Source organism: Streptomyces sp. NPDC051662, assembly GCF_040681655.1.
GTDB lineage: Bacteria > Actinomycetota > Actinomycetes > Streptomycetales > Streptomycetaceae > Streptomyces.
Window position 1 is genome coordinate 169,145 of sequence record NZ_JBFAZD010000013.1, and the last position, 22,201, is coordinate 191,345.

The 22,201-nt window shown below is 71.2% G+C and carries 25 protein-coding genes and 1 riboswitch; of the genes, 13 read left to right on the forward strand and 12 right to left on the reverse strand.

Annotation, left to right across the window (positions count from 1 at the left end; genetic code table 11):
- Window positions 1–88 precede the first annotated feature (88 nt).
- The 6 genes from AB0M67_RS22905 to bioB form a co-directional block, all read right to left on the reverse strand.
- On the reverse strand, window positions 89–1,102 hold the full coding sequence (locus AB0M67_RS22905; RefSeq protein ID WP_365748258.1) for a hemolysin family protein: 1,014 nt from the start codon (window positions 1,100–1,102) through the stop codon (window positions 89–91).
- The gene (locus AB0M67_RS22910; protein ID WP_365748125.1) at window positions 1,102–2,436 is read right to left on the reverse strand and encodes a hemolysin family protein; all 1,335 of its coding nucleotides are present in this window, start codon (window positions 2,434–2,436) and stop codon (window positions 1,102–1,104) included. Before AB0M67_RS22910 ends, AB0M67_RS22905 begins: the two co-directional genes overlap by 1 nt.
- Before the next feature lie 116 nt (window positions 2,437–2,552).
- A complete protein-coding gene (locus AB0M67_RS22915; RefSeq protein ID WP_365748127.1) occupies window positions 2,553–2,987 on the reverse strand; it encodes a GNAT family N-acetyltransferase in 435 nt (144 codons plus the stop codon).
- A gap of 93 nt (window positions 2,988–3,080) precedes the next feature.
- The gene (bioD, locus tag AB0M67_RS22920; protein ID WP_365748129.1) at window positions 3,081–3,839 is read right to left on the reverse strand and encodes a dethiobiotin synthase; all 759 of its coding nucleotides are present in this window, start codon (window positions 3,837–3,839) and stop codon (window positions 3,081–3,083) included.
- Window positions 3,840–3,842: 3 nt separating this feature from the next.
- Window positions 3,843–5,132: an adenosylmethionine--8-amino-7-oxononanoate transaminase gene (locus AB0M67_RS22925; RefSeq protein WP_365748131.1), complete on the reverse strand. Its 1,290-nt coding sequence runs from the start codon at window positions 5,130–5,132 to the stop codon at window positions 3,843–3,845.
- Complete coding sequence (gene bioB, locus AB0M67_RS22930; RefSeq protein ID WP_365748133.1) at window positions 5,125–6,279, reverse strand: biotin synthase BioB; 1,155 nt, start codon at window positions 6,277–6,279, stop codon at window positions 5,125–5,127. The genes AB0M67_RS22925 and bioB overlap by 8 nt, the downstream gene beginning before the upstream one ends.
- 142 nt (window positions 6,280–6,421) lie before the next feature.
- On the opposite strand from bioB, the gene AB0M67_RS22935 reads away from it, so the two are divergent.
- On the forward strand, window positions 6,422–7,573 hold the full coding sequence (locus AB0M67_RS22935) for an 8-amino-7-oxononanoate synthase (RefSeq protein WP_365748135.1): 1,152 nt from the start codon (window positions 6,422–6,424) through the stop codon (window positions 7,571–7,573).
- A gap of 27 nt (window positions 7,574–7,600) precedes the next feature.
- On the opposite strand, the gene AB0M67_RS22940 is transcribed toward AB0M67_RS22935, so the two are convergent.
- On the reverse strand, window positions 7,601–7,807 hold the full coding sequence (locus AB0M67_RS22940) for a DUF397 domain-containing protein (RefSeq protein WP_365748137.1): 207 nt from the start codon (window positions 7,805–7,807) through the stop codon (window positions 7,601–7,603).
- 8 nt (window positions 7,808–7,815) lie between these two features.
- The gene (locus tag AB0M67_RS22945; protein WP_365748139.1) at window positions 7,816–8,670 is read right to left on the reverse strand and encodes a helix-turn-helix transcriptional regulator; all 855 of its coding nucleotides are present in this window, start codon (window positions 8,668–8,670) and stop codon (window positions 7,816–7,818) included.
- Between the two features lie 256 nt (window positions 8,671–8,926).
- Here AB0M67_RS22945 and AB0M67_RS22950 point away from each other — a divergent pair, with 256 nt between their 5' ends.
- Window positions 8,927–9,367: an ATP-binding protein gene (locus AB0M67_RS22950; RefSeq protein ID WP_365748141.1), complete on the forward strand. Its 441-nt coding sequence runs from the start codon at window positions 8,927–8,929 to the stop codon at window positions 9,365–9,367.
- Window positions 9,368–9,556: 189 nt separating this feature from the next.
- Here AB0M67_RS22950 and AB0M67_RS22955 read toward each other — a convergent pair whose 3' ends face one another.
- Window positions 9,557–10,030, reverse strand: a complete 474-nt coding sequence (locus tag AB0M67_RS22955) for a C40 family peptidase (protein ID WP_365748143.1) — start codon at window positions 10,028–10,030, stop codon at window positions 9,557–9,559.
- Between the two features lie 3 nt (window positions 10,031–10,033).
- Window positions 10,034–10,230: riboswitch (cyclic di-AMP (ydaO/yuaA leader) on the reverse strand.
- Between the two features lie 318 nt (window positions 10,231–10,548).
- On the reverse strand, window positions 10,549–11,196 hold the full coding sequence (locus tag AB0M67_RS22960) for an ATP-dependent Clp protease proteolytic subunit (RefSeq protein ID WP_365748145.1): 648 nt from the start codon (window positions 11,194–11,196) through the stop codon (window positions 10,549–10,551).
- Between the two features lie 131 nt (window positions 11,197–11,327).
- On the opposite strand from AB0M67_RS22960, the gene AB0M67_RS22965 reads away from it, so the two are divergent.
- From AB0M67_RS22965 to AB0M67_RS23000, 8 genes are all read left to right on the forward strand, one after another.
- A complete protein-coding gene (locus tag AB0M67_RS22965; RefSeq protein ID WP_365748147.1) occupies window positions 11,328–11,642 on the forward strand; it encodes a type II toxin-antitoxin system Phd/YefM family antitoxin in 315 nt (104 codons plus the stop codon).
- Window positions 11,643–11,874: 232 nt separating this feature from the next.
- A complete protein-coding gene (locus AB0M67_RS22970; RefSeq protein WP_365748149.1) occupies window positions 11,875–12,177 on the forward strand; it encodes an urease subunit gamma in 303 nt (100 codons plus the stop codon).
- 16 nt (window positions 12,178–12,193) lie between these two features.
- Complete coding sequence (locus AB0M67_RS22975) at window positions 12,194–12,505, forward strand: urease subunit beta (protein WP_129769228.1); 312 nt, start codon at window positions 12,194–12,196, stop codon at window positions 12,503–12,505.
- Window positions 12,498–14,219 carry an urease subunit alpha gene (locus tag AB0M67_RS22980; RefSeq protein WP_365748152.1) on the forward strand — a complete coding sequence of 574 codons (1,722 nt, stop codon included), beginning with the start codon at window positions 12,498–12,500 and terminating at the stop codon, window positions 14,217–14,219. Before AB0M67_RS22975 ends, AB0M67_RS22980 begins: the two co-directional genes overlap by 8 nt.
- Window positions 14,219–14,893, forward strand: a complete 675-nt coding sequence (locus tag AB0M67_RS22985) for an urease accessory UreF family protein (RefSeq protein WP_365748154.1) — start codon at window positions 14,219–14,221, stop codon at window positions 14,891–14,893. Before AB0M67_RS22980 ends, AB0M67_RS22985 begins: the two co-directional genes overlap by 1 nt.
- A gap of 62 nt (window positions 14,894–14,955) precedes the next feature.
- On the forward strand, window positions 14,956–15,633 hold the full coding sequence (gene ureG, locus AB0M67_RS22990; protein WP_365748156.1) for an urease accessory protein UreG: 678 nt from the start codon (window positions 14,956–14,958) through the stop codon (window positions 15,631–15,633).
- On the forward strand, window positions 15,630–16,391 hold the full coding sequence (locus tag AB0M67_RS22995; protein WP_365748158.1) for an urease accessory protein UreD: 762 nt from the start codon (window positions 15,630–15,632) through the stop codon (window positions 16,389–16,391). The genes ureG and AB0M67_RS22995 overlap by 4 nt, the downstream gene beginning before the upstream one ends.
- A gap of 143 nt (window positions 16,392–16,534) precedes the next feature.
- Window positions 16,535–18,112 (forward strand): alpha/beta hydrolase, encoded by a 1,578-nt coding sequence (locus AB0M67_RS23000; protein ID WP_365748160.1) that lies wholly within the window; start codon window positions 16,535–16,537, stop codon window positions 18,110–18,112.
- A gap of 153 nt (window positions 18,113–18,265) precedes the next feature.
- Here AB0M67_RS23000 and AB0M67_RS23005 read toward each other — a convergent pair whose 3' ends face one another.
- Window positions 18,266–18,982 (reverse strand): lysophospholipid acyltransferase family protein, encoded by a 717-nt coding sequence (locus tag AB0M67_RS23005; RefSeq protein WP_365748162.1) that lies wholly within the window; start codon window positions 18,980–18,982, stop codon window positions 18,266–18,268.
- A 185-nt stretch (window positions 18,983–19,167) separates the two neighbouring features.
- Window positions 19,168–20,370, reverse strand: coding sequence for an erythromycin esterase family protein (locus AB0M67_RS23010; protein ID WP_365748164.1), 1,203 nt, complete (start codon window positions 20,368–20,370; stop codon window positions 19,168–19,170).
- A 69-nt stretch (window positions 20,371–20,439) separates the two neighbouring features.
- Here AB0M67_RS23010 and AB0M67_RS23015 point away from each other — a divergent pair, with 69 nt between their 5' ends.
- The 3 genes from AB0M67_RS23015 (at window position 20,440) to AB0M67_RS23025 (ending at window position 22,155) form a co-directional block, all read left to right on the forward strand.
- Entirely contained in the window at window positions 20,440–21,201 is a 762-nt protein-coding gene (locus AB0M67_RS23015) for a TioE family transcriptional regulator (RefSeq protein WP_365748166.1), read from the forward strand.
- A gap of 222 nt (window positions 21,202–21,423) precedes the next feature.
- Window positions 21,424–21,702 (forward strand): DUF6296 family protein, encoded by a 279-nt coding sequence (locus AB0M67_RS23020; RefSeq protein WP_365748168.1) that lies wholly within the window; start codon window positions 21,424–21,426, stop codon window positions 21,700–21,702.
- A gap of 57 nt (window positions 21,703–21,759) precedes the next feature.
- Window positions 21,760–22,155: a DUF2267 domain-containing protein gene (locus AB0M67_RS23025; RefSeq protein ID WP_365748169.1), complete on the forward strand. Its 396-nt coding sequence runs from the start codon at window positions 21,760–21,762 to the stop codon at window positions 22,153–22,155.
- Window positions 22,156–22,201: the final 46 nt, after the last annotated feature.

The following is a 22,201-nucleotide window of genomic DNA, read 5'->3' on the forward strand; positions in this document are numbered from 1 at the left end:
GCCCCGGCGGGACGTTCGCGACGCGCCGCCCCGCACGCCCCCCGCGCTCCGCACACCCTCCGCACGCCCCCCCGGCGCCCCGCACGTCCTACGCGTGCCTGCCCACCAGCTCGCGCAGTACGTCCTCCATCGTCACCAGCCCTTCGAGCCTGCCCTCCTCGTCCTCGACCGCGGCCAGATGGGTTCGGCTGCGGCGCATCGCCGTCAGTACGTCGTCCATCGGCGTCGTGGCCCGTACCCGCGCGATCGTCCGCATCCCCTGGAGGGGGAACGGTTCGTCGCGCGGTCCGGCGTCCAGCGCGTCCTTCACATGGAGATAGCCGAGGATCCGCCGCGAGGTGTCCACCACCGGGAAGCGCGAGAACCCGGTCTCCACCGCCAGGCTCTCCAGCCCCTCCGGGGTGATCCCGAGCCGCGCGGTGACCACCCGCTCCAGGGGCATCACCACCTCGCGCACCGGCTTGCGTCCCAGCTCCAGCGCGTCGTGCAGCCGCTCGGCCGCCCGGTCGTCCAGCAGCCCCGCGTGGCCCGCGTCCGTGACCAGACGGGCCAGCTCGTCGTCGGAGAAGGTGGCGGTCACCTCGTCCCTCGTCTCCACCCGGAGCAGCCGCAGCAGCGCGTTGGCGAAGGCGTTGACCGTGAAGATCACCGGGCGCAGCGCCCGCGCCAGCGCGACCAGCGGCGGGCCGAGCAGCAGCGCCGCCCGCGCGGGACCGGCCAGGGCGACATTCTTCGGCACCATCTCGCCGAGCAGCATGTGCAGATAGGTGGCCACGGTGAGCGCGATCAGGAACGAGATCAGATGCACCAGGCCGCGCGGCACCCCCACCGCGCGGAAGACCGGCTCCAGCAGATGCGTGATGGCCGGCTCGGCGACGATACCGAGCACCAGCGTGCACAGCGTGATGCCCAGCTGCGCCGCCGCCAGCAGCGCCGACACATGCTCCAGACCCCAGATGACATGGCGCGCCCGCCGGTTGCCGGCCTCCGCCTCCGGCTCGATCTGGCTGCGGCGTACGGAGATCAGGGCGAACTCGGACGCGACGAAGAAGGCGTTGACGACCAGCGTCAGCAGACCGACGAACAGCTGGAGCGCGATGATCATCCCTCCTCCTCACCGTCCTCGGCAGGCGACGGGGGCGCGCGCAGCAGCAGCCGGGCCGCGCGCCGTCCCGTGGCGTCCACGACCTCCAGCTCCCAGCCGTCCAGTACGAGACGGTCGCCCTCGGCGGGGATTCGGCCCAGCTCCATGGCGACCAGACCGGCGAGCGTCTCGTAGGGCCCCTCCGGCATCCGCAGTCCGACGTTCCTCAGCTGGTCGGCCCGCGCCGCGCCGTCCGCCGACCAGAGCCCATGGCCCTCCGCGTCCTCGCCCAGCAGCGCCAGACCGGGGATCTCCTGCGGATCGTGCTCGTCGCGCACCTCGCCGACGACCTCCTCGACGATGTCCTCCAGCGTCACGACGCCCGCCGTCCCGCCGTACTCGTCGATCACGACGGCCATCGTGGCACCGCCCGACAGCCGGTCGAGCAGCTGGTCCACCGTCAGGGTCTCCGGCACCCGCAGCGGTTCGCGCAGCAGTCCGGCCACCGGCTGCCGGGGCCGCCGCTCGGCGGGGAGCGCCAGTACGTCCTTGATGTGCGCGGTGCCGACGACGGTGTCCAGACTGCCCCGGTAGACGGGAAAGCGCGAGAGGCCGGTGGCGCGGCTGGCGTTGGCGACATCCTCCGCCGTGGCACGCACATCGAGGGCCATCACCCGCACCCGTGGGGTCATCACGTTCTCGGCGGTCAGCGCGGACAGGCTGAGCGTCCGTACGAACAGCTCGGCGGTGTCCGCCTCCAGCGCGCCCTCCTTCGCGGAGTGCCGGGCCAGGGCGGCCAGCTCCTTGGGTCCGCGCGCGGAGGCCAGCTCCTCGGTGGGCTCAAGGCCGAACCCGCGCACGATCCGGTTGGCGGTGTTGTTGAGATGACCGATGAACGGACGGAAGACCGCGCTGAAATACCGCTGGGGGGTGGCCACCACCTTGGCGACGGCCAGCGGCGACGAGATCGCCCAGTTCTTCGGTACCAGCTCGCCGACGATCATCAGAAAGACGGTCGACAGGGCCGTACCGATCACCAGCGCCAGCGAGGAGGAGACGGCGGGGGACAGCCCCACGGCCTCGACCGGCCCGCGGATCAGTGCGGCGATGGACGGCTCGGAGACCATGCCCACCAGCAGATTGGTCACGGTGATCCCCAGCTGGGCGCCGGAGAGCTGGAAGGTGAGGCTCCGTGCGGCCTTCAGCGCACCCGCGGCCCCCCGCTCCCCGCGCGCGGCGGCCCGTTCCAGCTCTCCGCGCTCAACGGTGGTGAGGGAGAACTCCGCCGCTACGAAGGCCCCGCAGGCGAGCGACAGCAGCACCGCCACGACGAGCAGAAGCACCTCGGTCATCGATTCACCTCCGTCCCAGGATGGGTCAGCCCCAGGATCGGTCAGCGAGGGGAGGATCGCGCGACATCGGCCGTCCGGCAGCCGTCTGCCAGCGGATCAGCCGGCACCCAGCGGTTTCACGCCGCCGTCTCACCCAGCGGTTTCACCCAGCGGGTCCACTGCGGCTGAGGGGTGTAGCCGGACGCCCGCCAGGTGTGCCGCGCCAGTTCATTGCGGTCGAGCACCATCGCGTCGCCGCGCCTCCCGCCCAGCTGTACGAAGCGCTCCTCCGCCGCCGTCAGCAGCGCGCCGCCGATCCCCAGACGCCGCTGGTCCGGATGGACCGCGAGCCGGTACAGATGACAGCGCCAGCCGTCGAAGCCCGCGATCACCGTGCCCGCGATCGCGCCGTCGCGCTCCGCGAGGATCAGGGACTCGGGGTCGCGGGCCACGAGCCGCTCGATGCCGTCGCGGTCGTCCGTGATGCTGGTGCCCTCCGCGGCGTCCTTCCAGAAGGCCAGCACCGCGTCGAGGTCGGCCGGCGTCGCGGCCCGTATCCGGAAATCATCCATGCGGGCAATCCCACCATCGGCCGTACGTCCGGGGCGAACGGTTTCCGTCCCGTGGTCAGCGCGGCCGGAGGCTCCGACCCCGGCCGGACACCCTCACGGAGTCCCGGCCGCTTCCGCCGCCGCTCCGGACGGGCCCGTCGCCGCCGCCTCCCGCGTGAACGCCCTCGCGTCCCACCGTCCGTCCAGCCGGGGCGCCAGCCAGGACGCCGCGCGCTCCCGGAACTCCCCGGGAGCCAGCGCGCCCGCGCCCTCCGGCACCGCGCCCAGCAGCGGCGCTCCCGCGGACTCCGGCAGATCCGTCAGATTGCACCGCGCCGCGAGATCGGGCACGGCCGGCCAGCTGCCGATCACGACCCCCGCGAGCGTCAGCGACCTCGCCCGCAGCGCCTCCGCGGTCAGCGCGGTCATATTGAGCGTGCCGAGCCCGGCGGGGGCCACCATCAGCACCGGGGCCGCCAGCAGCCGGGCCGCGTCCGCGAGCGTCGCGCCCGTCTCGTCGAACCGTACGAGCAGTCCGCCCGCGCCCTCGACCAGCACCAGATCATGCTCGGTCGCCAGCTTCTCGGCCGCGTCGGCGATCTCCTCCGGCCCCACCGGCGCCGCGCCGGCCCGCCGCGCCGCGGTCGCCGGGGCCAACGGGTCGGGGTACCGCGCCAGTTCGACGGCGGTGACGGACCCCGCCAGCCGCGCGACCTCCGCCACGTCACCCGCCGCGTCAGGACCCAGCCCGGTCTGCGCGGGCTTGAGCACCGCGACCGAACGCCCGCGCGCCCGCGCGACCGCGGCCACCGCCGCCGTGACGACGGTCTTGCCGATCTCCGTCCCGGTCCCCGTCACGATCAGCACCGGCATACGTCAGCCCTCTCCCGCCGCCGCCGTCACCGCGCGGCAGATCCGTTCGACATCCTGGTCATCCGTGACATACGGCGGCATCGTGTACACCAGATCGCGGAACGGCCGCAGCCACACGCCCTCCCGCACCGCCGCCCGCGTCGCGGCCGCCATGTCCACCGCGTGATCCAGCTGGACGACGCCGATGGCGCCCAGCACCCGTACATCCCGTACACCGGGAAGGGACGCGGCCTGCGCGAGCCCGTCGCGCAGGCCCGCCTCGATCCGTTTGACCTCCCGCGCCCAGTCCTGGTCGAGCAGCAGCTCGATCGAGGCACGGGCGACCGAGGCGGCCAGCGGATTGCCCATGAACGTCGGCCCGTGCGCCAGCACCGGGACCTCGCCGCGCGAGATGCCCTCGGCCACCCGCGCGGTGCACAGCGTCGCCGCCATCGTGAGATACCCGCCGGTCAACGCCTTGCCGACACACATCACATCGGGCGAGACGCCCCCCTGCTCGGCGGCGAAAAGCGTCCCCGTACGTCCGAACCCCGTCGCGATCTCATCGAGGATCAGCAGCACATCGTGCTCGTCGCACGCCTCCCGCAGCACCCGCAGATACGCGGGGGAGTGAAACCGCATCCCGCCCGCGCCCTGTACCACCGGCTCGACGATGACCGCGGCCAGTTCGTCCGCGTGCCGGGCGATGAGCGCGCGCAGACCGTCGGCGTACGGCGCCTCGTACCCGGCGGGCGGCGCGTCCGCGAAGATCTGCCGGGGCAGCACCCCCGACCAGAGGTCATGCATCCCGCCGTCGGGGTCGCACACCGACATCGGCTGCCAGGTGTCGCCGTGGTAGCCGCCCCGCCAGGTCAGCAGTCGCCGCTTCGCCGGGCGGCCCACCGAACGCCAGTACTGGAGACACATCTTCACCGCGACCTCGACCGACACCGAGCCCGAGTCGGCGAGGAACACATGGCGCAGCGGCTCAGGCGTGATGTCGACGAGCAACGCCGCGAGACGCACGGCGGGCTCATGGGTGAGCCCGCCGAACATCACATGGCTCATACGGTCCAGCTGGCCGCGCGCCGCGGCGTTGAGCACGGGGTGGTTGTAGCCATGGATCGCCGACCACCAGGACGACATGCCGTCGACCAACTCGCGCTGTCCGTGGGCGGGTTCGGCGAGCCGCAGCCGTACCCCGGACGCGGACTCCACGACCAGCGGTTCGGCACGGCCGGGCATGGGGCCGTACGGATGCCAGACATGGGCCCGGTCCAGGGCCAGCAGTTCACCGGGGGCCATGTCAGGCATTGGGCGCCAGGTCGGTACCGGCGCCGCGGCGGCGTACCGTCACCAGGTCCGTACGGGGCGCCCCGGTGTCCGTGGCCTCATCGTGCGCGGCATCCGGAGCGGACCGGCCGGGTTCGTCCCCGCCACACGGACCGCATCCCCCGCGACGGTGCTCGGGCAGCGTGGTCGTGTCCGCGCCCTCCACCTCGAAGCCCGCGTCCGCGATCATCTCCAGGTCCGCCCGGCCCTCCTGGCCCTCGCTGGTGAGATAGTCCCCGAGGAAGATCGAGTTGACCAGATGGAGCGCGAGGGGCTGCATCGAGCGCAGATGCACCTCGCGCCCGCCCGCGAGCCTGACCTCCACATCGGGGCAGACGAACCGCGTCATGGCCAGAATGCGCAGACAGCGCTGCGGGGTGAGGTGCCACTCCTTGGCGAGCGGTGTCCCCTCGAACGGGATCAGGAAGTTGACCGGCACCGAGTCCGGGTCCAGCGCGCGCAGCGAGAAGACGACATCGACCAGATCCGCGTCACTCTCCCCCATACCGGCGATCAGCCCCGAACACGCGGACAGCCCGGCGGTCTGCGCCCGCCGCACCGTGTCCACCCGGTCGGCATAGGTGTGGGTGGTGGTGATGTCGCCGTAGGTGCCCTCGGACGTATTGAGGTTGTGGTTGTACGCGTCGGCGCCCGCGGCCCGCAGCCGCTCCGCCTGGCCGTCCGAGAGCAGCCCGAGACAGGCGCAGATCTCGACGTCCTCGTTCTGCTCCTTGATCGCCTCGATGGTCTGCGAGACCCGGTCGACATCCCGGTCCGTCGGACCCCGGCCGCTCGCGACCAGACAGACCCGCTTCGCCCCGCCCGCCACTCCGGCCGCCGCCGCCTTCGACGCCTCGTCCGGCTTCAGCCAGGTGTACTTGAGGATCTCGGCCTTGGAGCCGAGCCGCTGCGAACAGTACGAGCAGTCCTCGGGGCACAGCCCGGACTTCAGATTGACCAGATAGTTGAGCTTCACCCGCCGCCCGAACCACTGACGGCGCACCTTCCCGGCCGCGGCCACCACTTCGAGCAGATCGTCGTCGGAGGTCGCCAGTACGGCGAGCGCTTCTTCGCGGGTCGGCGGCTCGCGCCGCAGGCCCTTCTCCACCAGCGTGTTCAGCAGGTCCATGGTGCTGATCCTGGCCCACCGGGGACGTCCGGGGAAAGGAGGAACCCCACAACACCGTCGGATCGAGGTGTGTGTATGACCACACCCTGACCCGGTCGCCACCCGGTTAAGGTCTGTGCGCTGCCTACAAAAGGACCTGACCATGGAGCGCGACCCCTTCGGCTGGACCGACGACGAGGCGCGTCGCCGCGAACGGTCCGGTCTGGTCCGTACGCTCCGGCCGCGCCCGGCCGAATCCGAACTGCTCGACCTGGCGAGCAACGACTATCTGGGGCTCACCCGCCACCCCGCGGTGACCGGCGCGGCGGCGGAGGCCGCGCGCCGCTGGGGCGCGGGCGCCACCGGCTCCCGACTGGTCACGGGCAGCACCGAGTTGCACGCCGAACTGGAACGGGAACTGGCCGCGTTCTGCGGCTTCGAGGCCGCGCTCGTCCTCTCCTCCGGGTACGCGGCCAATCTGGCCGCCCTGACCGCGCTCACGGCCCGCGACTCGCTGCTGCTGTCCGACGCGGGCAATCACGCCTCGATCGTGGACGGCTGCCGGCTCTCGCGCGCCGAGACCGTGGTCGTACCGCACGCCGAGCCCGAGGCCGTACGCAAGACACTCGACGCGCACGCCGGGCGGCGGGCGCTCATGGTGAGCGACGCGGTGTTCTCGGTGGACGGCGACGCGGCGCCGCTCGGGGAGCTGGCCGAGGTCTGCCGTACCCGAGGCGCGGCCCTGCTCGTGGACGACGCGCACGGCCTGGGGGTGCTCGGGGCGGGCGGCCGGGGCACGCCGGACGCGGCGGGCATCGCCGGGGCGGACGGTGTGGTGGCCACCGTCACGCTCTCCAAGTCCCTGGGCAGCCAGGGCGGCGCGGTACTCGGTCCGGCACGCGTCATCGGCCATCTGGTCAACGCGGCCCGTACGTTCATCTTCGACACCGGACTGGCGCCGGCGGCCGTCGGGGGCGCGCTGGAGAGTCTGCGGCTGCTGCGCCGGGAGCCCGCCAGAGCGGACCGCGCGCGGGAGGTGGCCCGTACGCTGCACCGGCTGCTGACCCGGGCGGGCCTGACGGCCGTACGCCCGGACGCCGCCGTGGTCTCCGTACGGGCGCCGTCACCTGAGGCGGCGGTGCGCTGGGCCGCGGAGTGCCGGGCGGCGGGGCTGGTCGTGGGCTGCTTCCGTCCGCCGTCGGTGCCGGACGGTATCTCCAGAATCCGGCTCACCGCCCGTGCCGATCTGACGGATCAGCAGATCGGCACGGCGGTGGACACGATCGTCGCGCTCGCACCCGGGGGGACGAGCTGAGCCGACCGGGCCCGGCGGGCCGAGCGGTCAGTGCGTCGGCGCCCCGTCGCGCAGCGCGGAGACGAAGGAGGTCCAGGCGTCCACGGAGAAGAACAGATGAGGTCGGGTCACTTCCTTGGAGTCACGTACGGCCAGTCCGCCCGCGTCGCTGGGGGCGCACTCCACGCAATTGTTCGCGCCGGTGCTGTAGCTGCTGCGATGCCATGCGTATGGCCATGTCAGGTGGGGGGTCATGATGCTCCCTAGGCGCCGTCACCGATCCCGGCGATGAGATCCAATGAATCCTCTGTCGAGAGGGCATGCGCCTGCATAGTGCCGAACGCCGCGCAGTACGCCTCAAGGTCTTCTTTCCGTTCCAGATAGAGGCTATTCGTCAAATGGTCGAGGACGACCAAATCCAGATCAGTAATGTGCGGAAACGAGAAGATAACGAAAGGGCCGGTGAGTCCCACATAGCCACCGGCCGTGAACGGCAGCACCTGAAGACAGACATGCGGAAGCCGCGCCAGCTCCGACAGCCGTAGCAACTGCTCCCGCATCACGCCCGGTCCGCCCACCTGACGGCGCAGTACCGCCTCGTCCAGCACGGCGTGCAGCTCCAGGGGTATGCCGGTGCGCAGCACCTCCTGGCGGGCGAGCCGCACCTCGACCAGGGAGTCGACCGTCGCGGCGGGCAGCCCGCCGAGCGCGGCACGCGTCACGGCGCGGGCGTACGCGGGGGTCTGGAGCAGCCCCGGGACCACGGAGGTCTCCAGTGTGCGCGCGGTGCGGGCCTGGGACTCCAGGCTGATGAAGTCCCGGTACTGTGGCGGGATCACGCCGCCGTACGCCATCCACCACCCCTGTCCCTTGTTGGTGGTACCGGCCAAGGCACCGAGCAGCAGCCGCAGTTGTGGATCGGTGACGCCGAGCGCGTCGAGCAGCCCCGCCAGATCCTCGTCCTTCACCCCGCTGACGCCCGTCTCGATCCTGCTGACCTTCGACTGATGCCAGCCGAGCAGCCGCGCGGTCTGGCCGCTCGTCAGTCCCGCGCTCTGCCGCAGCTTGCGCAATTCCTCACCGAGCCTGCGCCGACGCACCTCTGGAATATGCCGCATGAATGATTGCCTCCCCGCCCTGTGTGGGTCGCCCCCTTGGGCGCCGCGGCGGAGAAGATATCTTTTCACCGCCCAAATACGGTCTCGCGTTGCAGAGTTCACCGCTTTGAGCGACAGATATATGCAGATCTCGGTGGATCGGCCCTGGGAACGGCACGATCAGTGGCAGGCTGGCGCGAAGCACGGTCCGAGGCCCTCCGCGCAGTCATCCACTCTGTGCCGGAGCCAGGCCCGGCGGGAAAGGGACGGCGTCGCCATGGCAGACCACCAGGAAGCATCCATCACCCTGCCGAGCGATCCCGCCTCGGTCACCGCGGCGCGAAGATACGTCGTGGACCTGCTGGCCGAGTGGGGGCTGCCGGCGCGGGAGGACATGGCCGAGACGGTCCGGCTGATCGTCTCGGAGCTGGCCACCAACGCGGTGCAGCACACCCTCGGCCAGTCACCCACGTTCACCGTGGAGATCCGGCTCGAACGCGACGAGCAGCTGCGCGTCGGTGTCACCGACAGCCATCCGCGCTGGCCGCAACGGCTGCCTGCGGCCGTGCAGCAGGACAACGGCCGCGGCATGGTGATCGTCCGCTCGCTCACCGCCGAGCAGGGGGGACAGCTCTCGGTCACCCCGACCCCGGAGGGCGGCAAGACGGTCTGGATCGTCCTGCCATGGGCGGCCCCGGTCACGGCCGACGCGAGCTGACCCCGGCGGCACGGGCCGGCCCCGGCGGCACGGGCCGGCCCCGGCGGACCGGGGCCGGCCCCGGCGGACCGGGGCCGGCCCCTCCGACGCTTCGTCAGCGTCCTTGCGCCCGGCGGCTGAGGGCGCTGACGGGGCTGAAGGGGGTGTGGAGGGCTGTGGTGGCGAGGGGGCCGGTGTCGGCGGCCGGGGTCAGTTCACCCGGCCGTACAGGACGCTTCGGGTCCAGATCCGTTCCAGCCGCACCAGCGCCCCGGTCTTCGGCGAGTGCCAGATCCTTCCCCTGCCGGCATAGATCCCGACGTGGTAGACGCTGTTGCCCCAGTGGAAGAACACCAGATCCCCCTTGCGCCGCTCGGAGGACGCGATATGGCGGGAGTTGTTGTACTGCTGCTGGGCTGTACGGGGGAGCTTCTTGCCGGCCTTCTTGAACGAGTAGAGCGTCAGCCCGGAGCAGTCGAAGCGATGGGGCCCCGTGGCTCCCCACCGGTACGGCGAGCCCTTCTTCGAGGCGGCGATCTTGAGTGCCTCGACCGCGCGCGTGGCGGCCTCGGCCTCGGACGTGGCGCCGGGCACGAGCATCGTGCTGCCGAGCGCGGCGAGTGTGAGGACCGAAACCGCACCGGTCCTGGACAACAGAGACGGGACAGTCGTCTGCGCGGTCATGTGCAACCCTTCGTCAGCCGCCTGTGAAGGATGACCTGTCGGGTTCGGGCTGGCGAAGTTGCCCGGCCGCTCTCACGGCTTCACCCCGAGGGACGACCACAACGGGCGTCGTCCCGTACTGCCTGGGTCCTCCACTCCTGCCGATCCACTCCTGTCGACCAGGCATCCGGTGCGGCGGCAGGACTCGGCGTCCGCCCGGACCGCCCCGCCGCGGTGGCGGGGGCTTGTCGTCCCACGGATCTTGACGCAGGAACAGGTGGATATCCGAGACGAAACGACTATATGTGAAGTTCGTCACGGATGATCCAAAAGGGTGGCGAAGGGGGTGTGTCGCGCCGGAGCCCGAGCCCTGATGAGGGCCTTACCCGCGCGGGAGTTGGGGAGCGCTTCACCGATGCGGTCGTTCCGCGCAAGTTGCGTCCCCTTACTCGTCCAGTCGGTTCATACGCCGAACGTGCGAGTCGTTCCCGTATGGGGGGCGTCCATACGGGAACGACTCGCCGCCCGGGCACCGGCGTTCATCGCTCGCCGAACGGGGAACGCGGCGTGTTGAGGGACGTCTTGCGGTTCTGTACGACGTGATCGAGCAGCCCGTACGCCTTGGCGGCCGGCGCGTCGAAGATGGTGTCCCGTTCGATGTCCTCGGTGATCCGCTCCGTGCTCTGCCCGGTGTGACGCGCCAGCATGGAGGTGAGCAGGGACCGTAGTCGGAGCATCTCCTTCGCGTGGATCTCCAGATCGGACGGCTGTCCCCGGACCGGTTCCTCGATGGCGGGCTGTTGGAGGACGAGCCGCGCGCCGGGCAGTGCCAACCGCTTGCCCGGCGCCCCGGCGGCCAGCAGTACGGCGGCGGTCGAGGCCGCCTGACCGAGGCAGATGGTCTCCACGTCGCAGGTGACGATCTGCATCGTGTCGTAGATCGCGGACATGGCGCTGATCGACCCGCCGGGGGAGTTGATGTAGAGCGAGATGTCCTGGTCGGGCGCGGCGTATTCGAGATGGATGAACTGCGCGATCACATCGTTGGCCGCGGTGTCGTCGACCGGGGTGCCGAGGAAGATGATCCGCTCTTCGAGGAGCTTGGAGTACGGGTCGAGGGTGCGGGTCCCGTTGGACGTCCGCTCGGTGAACTCGGGCAGGACGTAGCGGGCTGAAGGACGGTTCATGGCATGCCTCTCCTCGTACGCGGGTCTCGCGGGGCTCGCGGCTCTCTGTGAAAAATGTACAGGACGTACAGAAGGCGTCGCCCTCGGCCGATCGAACACTCGCGGTGCGGTGCCCTCTTAAGCTGGGGAACATGGCCTACGAGATTCCGGTGACCCAAGCCCGGGCAGAGCTCGCCGATCTGATCAACCGCGTGGTCTACGGCGGTGAGCGCGTGGTGGTGACCCGGCACGGGAAGCCGCTGGTCGCGCTGGTCTCCGCCGCCGACCTGGAGCGGCTGGAGAGCGAGCCGGACGCGGCCGAGGAGCAGGTGATCAGCTCGGTCTCGGCCATCCGGCCCGTGCCCTCCGTGCCCGGTGAGCGGCGGCGGTTCGGGATCGCGGCGGAGCATCGGCCCGACCGCCATGGCCCGGAGGGCGGTGACCGGCCTCCGGGCCATGGCAGGTGACGGCGACGGCTCCGTATACGACCCGGTCCTCGATCGCCCCGGGGGCGTCCCGGGTTGCGTGGCCTGATGTCCATGGGTGAGCAAAAGATCAGTTAACGCGCTGGAAAAACTTCCGCCCTAACGTGCAATGCCTGGCCCCGAACGACCCGATGATCGTTCAACAGAGTGTTGAAGTTGGCTAGGGTTCCGCTGCGCCCGGCCGTCACCGGGCCGGAGACGATGAGGTGGAAGCGTGCAACTGACCCCGCACGAGCAGGAACGCCTGCTCATCCATGTGGCCGCGGATGTGGCGGCCAGGCGCAGGGAGCGCGGACTGCGGCTCAACCATCCCGAGGCGGTCGCCCTGATCACCTCGCACATCCTCGAAGGCGCCAGGGACGGCCGTACCGTCGCCGAACTCATGGCCTCGGGGCGCGCGGTGCTCGGCCGGGACGATGTCATGGAAGGCATCCCCGAGATGATCCACGACGTCCAGGTGGAGGCCACCTTCCCGGACGGTACGAAGCTCGTCACCGTCCATGACCCGATCGTCTGACGGGGGAGCGCGGCCGATGATTCCCGGAGAGATCCTGTACGCCGACGGTCCGATCGCACTCAACGAGGGCCGCGAGGTCACCGCGCTGACCGTACTCAACACCGCCGACCGGCCCGTTCAGGTCGGCTCGCACTACCACTTCGCCGAGGCCAACCCGGGCCTGGAGTTCGACCGGGCCGCCGCGCGCGGCAAGCGGCTGCATATCGCCGCCGGTACCGCCGTGCGCTTCGAACCCGGCATCCCCGTCGATGTCGTACTCGTACCCCTCACCGGACTGCGCGTCGTGCCCGGCCTGCGGGGAGAGACCGGAGGTCCCCTCGATGACTGAGCTGTCCCGTGCCGGATACGCCGATCTGTTCGGTCCCACCACCGGCGACCGGATCCGGCTCGCCGACACCGATCTGCTGGTCGAGATCGAGGAGGACCGCTCGGGCGGACCGGGACTCGCCGGGGACGAGGCGGTGTTCGGCGGCGGCAAGGTGATCCGCGAGTCGATGGGCCAGTCCCGTACGACCCGGGCCGAGGGCGCGCCCGACACCGTGATCACCGGCGCGCTGATCATCGACCACTGGGGCATCGTCAAGGCCGACATCGGGGTACGGGACGGCCGGATCACCGGAATCGGCAAGGCCGGCAACCCCGACACCATGGACGGCGTCCACCCCGAGCTGGTCATCGGGCCCGAGACCGAGGTCATCGCGGGCAACGGGAAGATCGTCACCGCCGGCGCGATCGACGCGCATGTCCACTTCATCTCGCCGACCGTCGTCGACCAGGCGCTGGTGAGCGGAGTCACCACCCTCGTGGGCGGCGGCACCGGACCGGCCGAGGGGACGAAGGCCACCACCATCACCCCCGGAGCCTGGCATCTCGCGCGGATGTTCGAGGCGCTGGAGACCTTTCCCGTCAATATCGGGCTGCTCGGCAAGGGCAACACGATGTCCCGGGCCTCGATGCGCGCCCAACTGCGCGCCGGAGCACTGGGGTTCAAGATCCATGAGGACTGGGGCGCCACCCCCGCCGTGATCGACGCGTGCCTGCGGGTGTGCGAGGAGTCCGGGGCCCAACTCGCCATTCACACCGACACGTTGAACGAGGCGGGCTTTGTCGGCGACACGCTCGCCGCCATCGCGGGCCGCACCATTCACGCGTACCACACCGAGGGCGCGGGCGGCGGGCACGCCCCCGACATCATCACCGTGGTCGGCGAGCCGTACGTACTGCCCAGCTCCACCAACCCCACCCGGCCGCACACCGTCAACACCATCGAGGAACACCTCGACATGCTGATGGTCTGCCACCACCTCAACCCGGCCGTGCCCGAGGATCTCGCCTTCGCGGAGTCCCGTATCCGGCCCTCCACCATCGCGGCCGAGGACATCCTGCACGACCTCGGAGCCATCTCGATCATCTCCTCCGACGCCCAGGCCATGGGACGCGTCGGTGAGGTGATCATGCGCACCTGGCAGACCGCGCACGTGATGAAGAAGCGACGCGGCGCCCTGCCAGGCGACGGCCGCGCCGACAACCACCGCGCCCGCCGCTATGTCGCCAAATACACCATCAACCCGGCGGTCGCGCAGGGACTCGACCGGGAGATCGGCTCCGTCGAGACCGGCAAACTCGCCGATCTGGTGCTCTGGGACCCGGCCTTCTTCGGTGTCAAGCCGCGACTCGTCCTCAAGGGCGGCCAGATCGCGTACGCGCAGATGGGCGACGCCAACGCCTCCATTCCGACCCCGCAACCGGTGCTGCCACGGCCGATGTTCGGCGCGCTGGGCCGCGCGGCGGCGGCGGGCTCGGTCAACTTCGTCGCGGAGGCGGCGATCGAGGACGGACTGTCCGAACGCCTCGGACTGGCGAAGAGGTTCGAACCGATCGGCAACACCCGGGGGGTCACCAAGGCGGACATGCGGGAGAACGACGCACTGCCGCGCGTCGAGGTCGACGCCGACACCTTCACGGTCACCATCGACGGTGAGCCGGTGGAGCCCGCGCCCGCCGCCGAACTCCCGCTGGCCCAGCGTTACTTCCTGTTCTGATGAACCGCGCCGCACTGCTCGTACTCGCCGACGGCCGGTTTCCCGCCGGTGGTCACGCCCACTCCGGCGGGGCCGAACCCGCCGTCAGGGCGGGGCGGATCCATGACGCCGCCGGCCTGGCCGCGTTCTGCCGGGGCCGGCTGAACACCACCGGACTGACCGCGGCGGCCCTCGCCGCCGCGGCGGCCGGGGGTCTCGACCCGCTGGAGCTCGACGAGGCCGCCGACGCCCGTACCCCCTCACCCGCGCTCCGGGCGACCGCGCGCAAGCTCGGCCGGCAGCTGATGCGCGCCGCCCGCGCCACCTGGCCCAGCGGCGAACTGGACGCGCTCGCCGCCGCCCGGCCGCGCGGCGCGCACCAGCCGGTCGTCCTCGGCCTCACGGCCCGCTCCGCCGGGCTCACCCCCGAGGACGCCGCGTACTGCGCGGGGTACGAAACGGTCAGCGGCCCCGCGACCGCGGCCGTACGGCTGCTGAGTCTCGACCCCTTCGAGGCCACCGCCGTCCTCGCCCGCCTCGCACCCGAACTCGACCGGGTCGCCGGACGGGCCGCGGAACTGGCGGGGCGGGCGGCAAGGGACGGTCTCGACGCGCTGCCCGCCGCCTCCGCCCCGCTGCTCGACATCACCGCGGAGGCGCACGCGGGCTGGCCGGTGCGGCTGTTCGCCTCGTGAGACCCGGCCCGCCCGTCCCGCCCCCGCGTCCTCTCCCCGTACCGCCCGACAGGAGCCGCATCATGCATCTCGACCACAGCCACTTGGGCCCGGCAGCCGTCAGCGCCGACGCCCTGCGCCCCGACGGCAGGCGGCGCGCTCTGCGTATCGGCCTCGGCGGGCCCGTCGGCTCGGGCAAGACCGCGACGGTCGCCGCGCTCTGCCGTACGCTGCGTGACCGGCTGTCGCTCGCCGTCGTCACCAACGACATCTACACCCGCGAGGACGCGGAGTTCCTGCTCCGTCACGCGGTGCTGCCGCCCGAGCGCATCCAGGCGGTCGAGACCGGTGCCTGCCCGCACACCGCGATCCGTGATGACATCTCCGCCAACCTGGAAGCGGTCGAGGATCTGGAGGACGCCGTCGGCCCGCTCGATCTGATCCTCGTCGAGTCCGGCGGCGACAATCTGACCGCGACCTTCTCCAAGGGCCTCGTGGACGCCCAGATCTTCGTCATCGACGTGGCGGGCGGCGATGACATCCCGCGCAAGGGCGGGCCCGGTGTCACCACCGCCGATCTGCTGGTGATCAACAAGACGGACCTCGCGCCGTACGTCGGCTCCGACCTCGGCCGGATGGCCCGCGACGCCAAGGAGCAACGCGGTGAACTGCCCGTCGTCTTCACCTCGTTGACGGGTGAGGACGGGGTACGGCCCATCACGGACTGGGTGCTGGCGCGACTCGCCGACTGGACCGCATGAGCGTCCACGCCACCGCCCGTATCGTCGCCACCCGTGCCGGACTGCCCGTACTGACCGGCGAGGGACCGCTGGCCCCGCGCCGCACCCGCGCCACCGGGGCGGGCCTCCGGGTCACCGTCGTCGGCGCGATGAGCGCACCGCTCGGCGGCGACCGGCTCGCGATCGAGGCCGAGGTACGGGACGGCGCCCGGCTCACCGTGGACACGGCGGCGGCGACCGTCGCCCTGCCCGGACGCACGGCCGAACCCGCCCGCTACGACGTGCGGCTGACCGTGGGGGAGGGCGGTGAGCTGCACTGGCTTCCGGAGCAGCTCATCTCGGCGTACGGCAGCGATCTGCGGATGCGCACCCGGGTCGAACTCGCCGCCACCGCCCGGCTGGTGCTGCGCGACGAGCAGATCCTCGGCCGGCACGGCGAGGAGCCCGGCAGGCTTCTGACCCGGCTCACCGTCCACCGCGCCGGACGCCCGTTGCTCGACCAGGAGCTCGCCCACGGACCCGGCGCGGCCGGCGGCTGGGACGGCGGAGCGGTCCTCGGCGGCCATCGGGCCGTCGGCCAACTCCTGCTCGTAGGACCGGAGTTCGAGGAGAAGCCGATGCCACCGCGGCTGCTGGGCGACACCGCCGTACTCACCCCGCTGGCCGGACCCGGGGCGCTCGTCACAGCGGTCGCTCCGGACGCCCTGCGGCTGCGGCGGGTCCTGGACGAGGTGCTGCGCGAACACCTGAACCAGGGATCCGTCGCCGCGTACCGCTGAGCGGGACAGCGCGTACCGGTTATTGGTTCGGTAAAGAAATGGCCGGGTGGCCTGTTCTCAGCGGCCACACAGACGAAAGGATCCCGGGAACCAATCGAACGCGTTGCCGCAGGCGGCGCGCATCACTGAGGGGGAGGTTCCACTTGAGACGCACCGCAGTGCTCGGCTCGGCCGGCACGCTGCTCACGGGAACGCTCATAGCGGGCGCGATAGCCGCCCCGGCGGCCACCGCGGACGGCCGCCACCAGGCCGACCCGGCGGCGTACGGCGCCACGGTCGCCGCCGAGCGGGCCGCGAAGAAGGGCATCGACTGGCAGGACTGCCCGGCCGACTGGGCACTGGAGAAGCCCATCCAGTGTGGCTGGGTGAGCGTCCCGCTCGACTACACGAAGCCCAACGGCCGGCAGATCAAGATCGCCGTCGACCGGATCGGCAACACCGGCAGCCAGCCGGAGCGCCAGGGTTCCCTGGTCTACAACCCGGGCGGTCCCGGCGGCTCAGGCATGGCGTTCCCGCGCCGCGTCGTCACCAAGAACGCCATCTGGGCCGACGCCGCGAAGGCCTACGACTTCGTCGGGTTCGACCCGCGCGGGGTGGGCCACTCGACGCCCATCTCCTGCGTCGACCCGCAGGAGTTCGTCAAGGCGCCGAAGCTGGACCCCGTCCCCGACAGTGAGGCCGACAAGCGCGCACAGCGCAAGCTGGCCGCCGAGTACGCGGACGGCTGCCAGGAGCGCAGCGGCTGGATGCTGCCGCACATGACGACGCCCAACACCGCACGCGACCTGGATGTCATCCGGGCCGCGCTCGGCGACAAGAAGCTCAACTACGTCGGCGTCTCCTACGGCACCTACCTCGGCGCGGTCTACGGCACGCTCTTCCCGTCGCATGTGCGCCGCATGGTCGTCGACAGTGTGGTCAACCCGTCGAAGGAGAAGATCTGGTACCAGGCCAACCTGGACCAGGACGTCGCCTTCGAAACCCGCTTCCAGGACTGGATGGAGTGGGTCGCCAAGAACGACGCGTCCTTCCACATCGGGACCACCGTCGCCCAGGTCGAGAAGCAGTGGGACACCCTTCGCGCCACCGCGAAGAAGAACCCCATCGGCGGCCTCGTGGGACCGGCCGAACTGCTCAGCCTGTTCCAGAGCGCTCCGTACTACGACTCCAGCTGGGTGCCCGTCGCCTCGGTCTGGAGCAAGTACCTCGCCGGTGACACACAGGCGCTGATCGACGCTGCCGCCCCCGATATGACGGACACGGTGGGCAACGCCAAGTCCGAGAACGGCAACGCGGTCTACACCGCCGTCGAGTGCGCCGACGCCAAGTGGCCGACGAGCTGGAAGCAGTGGGACCGGGACAACACCCGGCTCCACCGCGACCACCCGTTCCTCACCTGGTCCAACGCCTGGATGAACCTGCCGTGCGCCACCTGGGGCAGCAAGCAGCAGACCCCGGTGGAGGTCAAGACCGGCAAGGGGCTGCCGCCGGTGCTGATCACGCAGTCCACCCGGGACGCCGCCACGCCGTACGCGGGCGCCGTCGAGCTGCACAAGCGGTTCAAGGGGTCGCGTCTGATCACCGAGCGCGACGCCGGTTCGCACGGCATCACCAATGTGCTGAACCCCTGCATCAACGACCGGGTGAAGTCCTACCTGCTGACGGGGGCGCTGGACAGCGCCGATGTGACGTGCGCTCCGCACGCCACGCCCAAGCCGTAGGGCCCGGGGCCATGAGGACGGGGGTGACCGGTTCGCCGGTCGCCCCCGTGTCCCGTCGCACCGATCACCACTGCGTTTCCCCTGGTCTTACGGGGACGCCAGAGGTACGGGAAGTCTCGCGGCCAGAGGCGTTCACCGGTGGCGATTCCGCTCTCAGCGGCGCAGCCGCGGGAACTTCCTGGCCGCTTCCGCCTTCGCCAGCTCCGCCTTCACCTCGGCCGCGTAACGGTCGACGTACTCCTGCCCGGAGAGCCCGAGGATCGCGTACATGATCTCGTCGGTGACCGCCCGGACCGCCGCCTTCTGGTTCTCCAGACCCGCGTAGCGCGCGAACTCCAACGGCTCACCGAACCGGATCGTCACCCGCTTGATCCGCGGGACGACCTGGCCCGGCGGCTGGATCTCGAACGTACCGACCATGGCGCACGGCACCACCGGCACCCCCGCCCTGATCGCCATCACGGCGACCCCGACCTTGCCCTTGTAGAGCCGGCCGTCGTGCGAGCGGGTGCCCTCCGGATAGATCCCCAGCAACTCGTCCTTGGCCAGCACCCCGAGCCCCTCCCGGATCGCCGCCTGCCCGGCCTCCTTCCCCGACCGGTCCACCGGGATCTGCCCGGCGCCGCGGAAGAAGAAGGCCGTCAGCCGCCCCTTCAGCCCGGGGCCGGTGAAGTACTCGGCCTTGGCGAGAAAGGTGATGCGCCGCTTGAGGATGGCCGGCATCAGAAAATGATCGGAGAACGACAGATGGTTGCCCGCGATGATCGCGGCACCGTCGGCGGGTATGTGTTCAAGGCCCTCGATACGGGGCCGGAACAGCAGCCGTAGCAGGGGCCCCAGCAGCACATATTTCAGCACGTAATAGAACACGGTATGCGCTCCTCACTGGCCCGGCCGGCCACAGGACGGCGTTGTCCCAGGTCAACGGGGGGATCCCGGCGGACGCAAGTGTATGTGCAGGTGTTGCCGGTTGTAACTGTCGGCGAGCAGGCAGGGGGGAGGCGGAGTCACCGGAAGGCGGGCGCGGAGAGGGAGCCGGTGCGGCCGGGCAGGACCTAGCTCTTCGGGACGTCCTTGATGAACACCATCCCGTCGTACGCGGCCAGTTGGGCCTGGTCGAGTGGGGCGTAGCCGAACCAGGGGGACACACGGGGCGCCCGCCGCGTGGCGCCGAGGGCGGTGGCCAGCCGGGGAGCATCGATGACGTAGCGGTCCTCCGGGAGCGTGTACAGGAGCCCTTCGAGGGTGTCCGGCGGCGGGGTGTCCACTCCCCGGTGCCGGATCGTGCCGAGGGCCGTGGCCAGGAAGGCGTACCCCTCGCCCAGCAAGGTGCTCATGATCGCGCCGGCGCTCCACCACTCCAGCGGCAGGTCGCCCATCCGCGTCGAGCTCTTGTCCCGCTGGAGATGGCCGTTGTGGGCGTGGATCAGTACCGGGCCGCGTTCGGCGAGGGCGAGGAGGTTGTCGGCCATCAGCTGGCTCCGCAGGCCCATCAGCCGCGTCAGGCGGCTCGGGGAGGCGTCGGCCATCCAGTGGTGGTAGCGCAGCAGGCCCGTCGCGGTGCGCCCGTACAGGCACGCCCGGTCCCAGTCGTCCCGTGAGGTCGCCGTCAGCAGCTGCGGAGTCCGCGCGGCGAGCAGCGCCACCAGATCGTCGGCGAGCAGCCGCAGTTCCTTGGCCTCGGCCGACTGCCCCACGGACCGGGACGGGTCCCTCATCACGGCGGGATCGGTCCACCGGTCGTCGACGCCGAGCAGACGGTCGAGTGTCTCCGCCGAGCAGGGGAGCAGGCCCGGGTCCACCCGGGCCGCGAGGTAGCCGTGGAGCGCGCTGAGGGCCACCCGGGGGCTCGCGGCACCGGTGATCTCCAGCGGGCCGTCGAAACCGGCGAAGCGGAGCCTCTCGGACGCGGGCCGGCCGTCGTTGTAGGCGCGCATCCAGCGCACGAGTTCACGGTTGGCCGCGGACGCCCCGAATCCGTGGCTGAACCCGTGCTCCATGACGTCGTCGAGAGTGCCCGTGCCCGAGGTGACGTAGTCGTCCACGACCAGGCCCATCAGGCAGTCGCTCTCGATGGTGACCGTCCGGTAGCCCTCCTCCTCGATGAGCCGCTGGAAGAGCTCGTTGCGCACGTCGAGCAGAGTGTCCTCGCCATGGGTTGGCTCGCCCAGGGCGAGCAGCCTCGGCCGGGCGGGAAGCAGCTTCATGACGGCGGCGGCCTCGACGGTATGGGCGGTGTGCGTGATGTCAGTTGCCATGCCATAAACGGTATCGTTGAACCCTCGGTGGAGACTTGGCCCGCGATCGGCCGCGCTATCGTCGGGTCCGTGGCACAGAACCTTCAAAACGTCGGGCATCTCAGGCCGATTGATCTGGCGCGCGGGCACGGTCTGTCCACGCAGGCCATCAGGAATTACGAGGAGGCCGGCATCCTTCCGGCCGCCGGTCGCACCCCCGCCGGTTACCGCGTCTACGCACCGCTGCACGCGCGGGCCCTGGGCGCGTTCCTGGCCCTGGTGCCCGGCCATGGCCACCCGACGGCGACATCGATCATGCGGGCCGTGAACGAGGGCGCGGTCGACGAGGCGTTCCGCCTGATCGACGAGAGCCATGCCCAGCTGCTCGACGACCGGCGGACACTCCAGGCCGTGGAGAGCGCCCTGCGCGGCCTGGCGCCCACCACGGGGACCACGCCGTCCGCACCGTCCGCACCGTCCGCACTCGACGCGGCGATGTCCGCGCCCGGCGGTACGTTCATCGGGCCGCTGGCGGGGGAGCTCGGGATCCGGCCCGCGACACTGCGCAAATGGGAGCGCGCCGGGCTGGTGCGCCCGCGCCGCGACCCGCTGACCGGTTACCGCGTCTACGACGAGGCCGACGTACGGGACGCCCGGCTGGCCCACCAGCTCAGACGGGGCGGCTACCTGCTGGAGCGGATTGCCCCGCTGATCGCCCAGGTGAGGGCGGCCGGCGGGCTGGAGCCGCTGGAGGCCGCGCTGGGGGACTGGCGTGCCCGGCTGTCCGCCCGCGGGCGGGCGATGCTGTCCGGGGCGGCCGAGCTGGAGTCGTACCTCCGCGAGCGCGGATGATGAGCCACCACCCCTGAGCCGCCGCTGAGCCACTACCGCGTGAGCCGCCGCTGAGCCACCGGCGCGTCCGACGCCCTGCGCGGCCGGGATGCGGCCATAGGGTCCGTTTGGTTTCATCGGTGGTGGGGCCCGCCGCGAGCGGGGCCCGCACGCCGCGACTACGGGCTCCCGATGCCACGAGGCACCGCTCTCCGTGACGGGTGAGCTGTTCCAGGAGGCCGCATGGGAAGGTCGGATACGTACACGCTGCTCTTCGCGTACCCGGACGCGCCCGCGAGCGATCCGGGTGACGAGGACGTCGTGGTGGTGCACCGTACGGACCGGCTGGGGCCGGGCGGACATCCGCTGTACGCGGACGAGACCGGCATCGTCCTGGCAGAGATCAGCGACCAGGACGAGGTACGGATGGTCGCCAGTGGCGGACACCAGGACCTCAAGGCGTCGGTCCGGGCACGCCCGGCCGAAGACCACCACGGCTCAGGCCGCGCGCGCCCGGCCTGAGCCAGGGTCTTCCCGTCGCGGCGTCGCGGTAGGTGCTGAGGAGGAGGTGCGGCCGCCATGGTGATGCGGTGGGACGCGTTCCTGGCCGCGGTCCAGGAGCGTGGCGAGTACTCCGCGCCGCACGAAGCCGAACGGGCGGTCCGAGTCGTGCTGGCCCTGCTCGGCGCCCATGTGGTGGGAACCGAGAGGGCCCAACTGGCCGCCCGGCTGCCGGAGTCCTGCGCCCTGGTGCTCCTCGATCCGCTCCCGGCGGCCGAACCGCTCACCCCGGAGCGGTTCGTACGGGCCACCGCCGCCTGGATCGACGGAGCGACCGACGAGACCGCGCAGTGGGATGTCGGGGCCGTCCTGAGCGTCGTGGCCGACGCCGCGGGCGAGGAACTGACGCGCCGGATCCTCCTCCAGCTCCCACCGGGGTACGACCTCCTCTTCGGCCGGCCGCAGCCGACCTGACCGAATCGGCCTCGGGGCCCGTCGGCTCGGGATGCCGAAATGAGCG

What these genes read in the sequence shown, in the direction of transcription:
- AB0M67_RS22910 (WP_365748125.1), bottom strand. Translation starts at nt 2,436, where the DNA reads ATGACCGAGGTGCTTCTGCTCGTCGTGGCGGTGCTGCTGTCGCTCGCC.
- AB0M67_RS22915 (WP_365748127.1), bottom strand. Translation starts at nt 2,987, where the DNA reads ATGGATGATTTCCGGATACGGGCCGCGACGCCGGCCGACCTCGACGCG.
- bioD (WP_365748129.1), bottom strand. Translation starts at nt 3,839, where the DNA reads ATGCCGGTGCTGATCGTGACGGGGACCGGGACGGAGATCGGCAAGACC.
- AB0M67_RS22925 (WP_365748131.1), bottom strand. Translation starts at nt 5,132, where the DNA reads ATGCCTGACATGGCCCCCGGTGAACTGCTGGCCCTGGACCGGGCCCAT.
- bioB (WP_365748133.1), bottom strand. Translation starts at nt 6,279, where the DNA reads ATGGACCTGCTGAACACGCTGGTGGAGAAGGGCCTGCGGCGCGAGCCG.
- AB0M67_RS22935 (WP_365748135.1), top strand. Translation starts at nt 6,422, where the DNA reads ATGGAGCGCGACCCCTTCGGCTGGACCGACGACGAGGCGCGTCGCCGC.
- AB0M67_RS22940 (WP_365748137.1), bottom strand. Translation starts at nt 7,807, where the DNA reads ATGACCCCCCACCTGACATGGCCATACGCATGGCATCGCAGCAGCTAC.
- AB0M67_RS22945 (WP_365748139.1), bottom strand. Translation starts at nt 8,670, where the DNA reads ATGCGGCATATTCCAGAGGTGCGTCGGCGCAGGCTCGGTGAGGAATTG.
- AB0M67_RS22950 (WP_365748141.1), top strand. Translation starts at nt 8,927, where the DNA reads ATGGCAGACCACCAGGAAGCATCCATCACCCTGCCGAGCGATCCCGCC.
- AB0M67_RS22955 (WP_365748143.1), bottom strand. Translation starts at nt 10,030, where the DNA reads ATGACCGCGCAGACGACTGTCCCGTCTCTGTTGTCCAGGACCGGTGCG.
- AB0M67_RS22960 (WP_365748145.1), bottom strand. Translation starts at nt 11,196, where the DNA reads ATGAACCGTCCTTCAGCCCGCTACGTCCTGCCCGAGTTCACCGAGCGG.
- AB0M67_RS22965 (WP_365748147.1), top strand. Translation starts at nt 11,328, where the DNA reads ATGGCCTACGAGATTCCGGTGACCCAAGCCCGGGCAGAGCTCGCCGAT.
- AB0M67_RS22975 (WP_129769228.1), top strand. Translation starts at nt 12,194, where the DNA reads ATGATTCCCGGAGAGATCCTGTACGCCGACGGTCCGATCGCACTCAAC.
- AB0M67_RS22980 (WP_365748152.1), top strand. Translation starts at nt 12,498, where the DNA reads ATGACTGAGCTGTCCCGTGCCGGATACGCCGATCTGTTCGGTCCCACC.
- AB0M67_RS22985 (WP_365748154.1), top strand. Translation starts at nt 14,219, where the DNA reads ATGAACCGCGCCGCACTGCTCGTACTCGCCGACGGCCGGTTTCCCGCC.
- ureG (WP_365748156.1), top strand. Translation starts at nt 14,956, where the DNA reads ATGCATCTCGACCACAGCCACTTGGGCCCGGCAGCCGTCAGCGCCGAC.
- AB0M67_RS22995 (WP_365748158.1), top strand. Translation starts at nt 15,630, where the DNA reads ATGAGCGTCCACGCCACCGCCCGTATCGTCGCCACCCGTGCCGGACTG.
- AB0M67_RS23010 (WP_365748164.1), bottom strand. Translation starts at nt 20,370, where the DNA reads ATGGCAACTGACATCACGCACACCGCCCATACCGTCGAGGCCGCCGCC.
- AB0M67_RS23020 (WP_365748168.1), top strand. Translation starts at nt 21,424, where the DNA reads ATGGGAAGGTCGGATACGTACACGCTGCTCTTCGCGTACCCGGACGCG.
- AB0M67_RS23025 (WP_365748169.1), top strand. Translation starts at nt 21,760, where the DNA reads ATGGTGATGCGGTGGGACGCGTTCCTGGCCGCGGTCCAGGAGCGTGGC.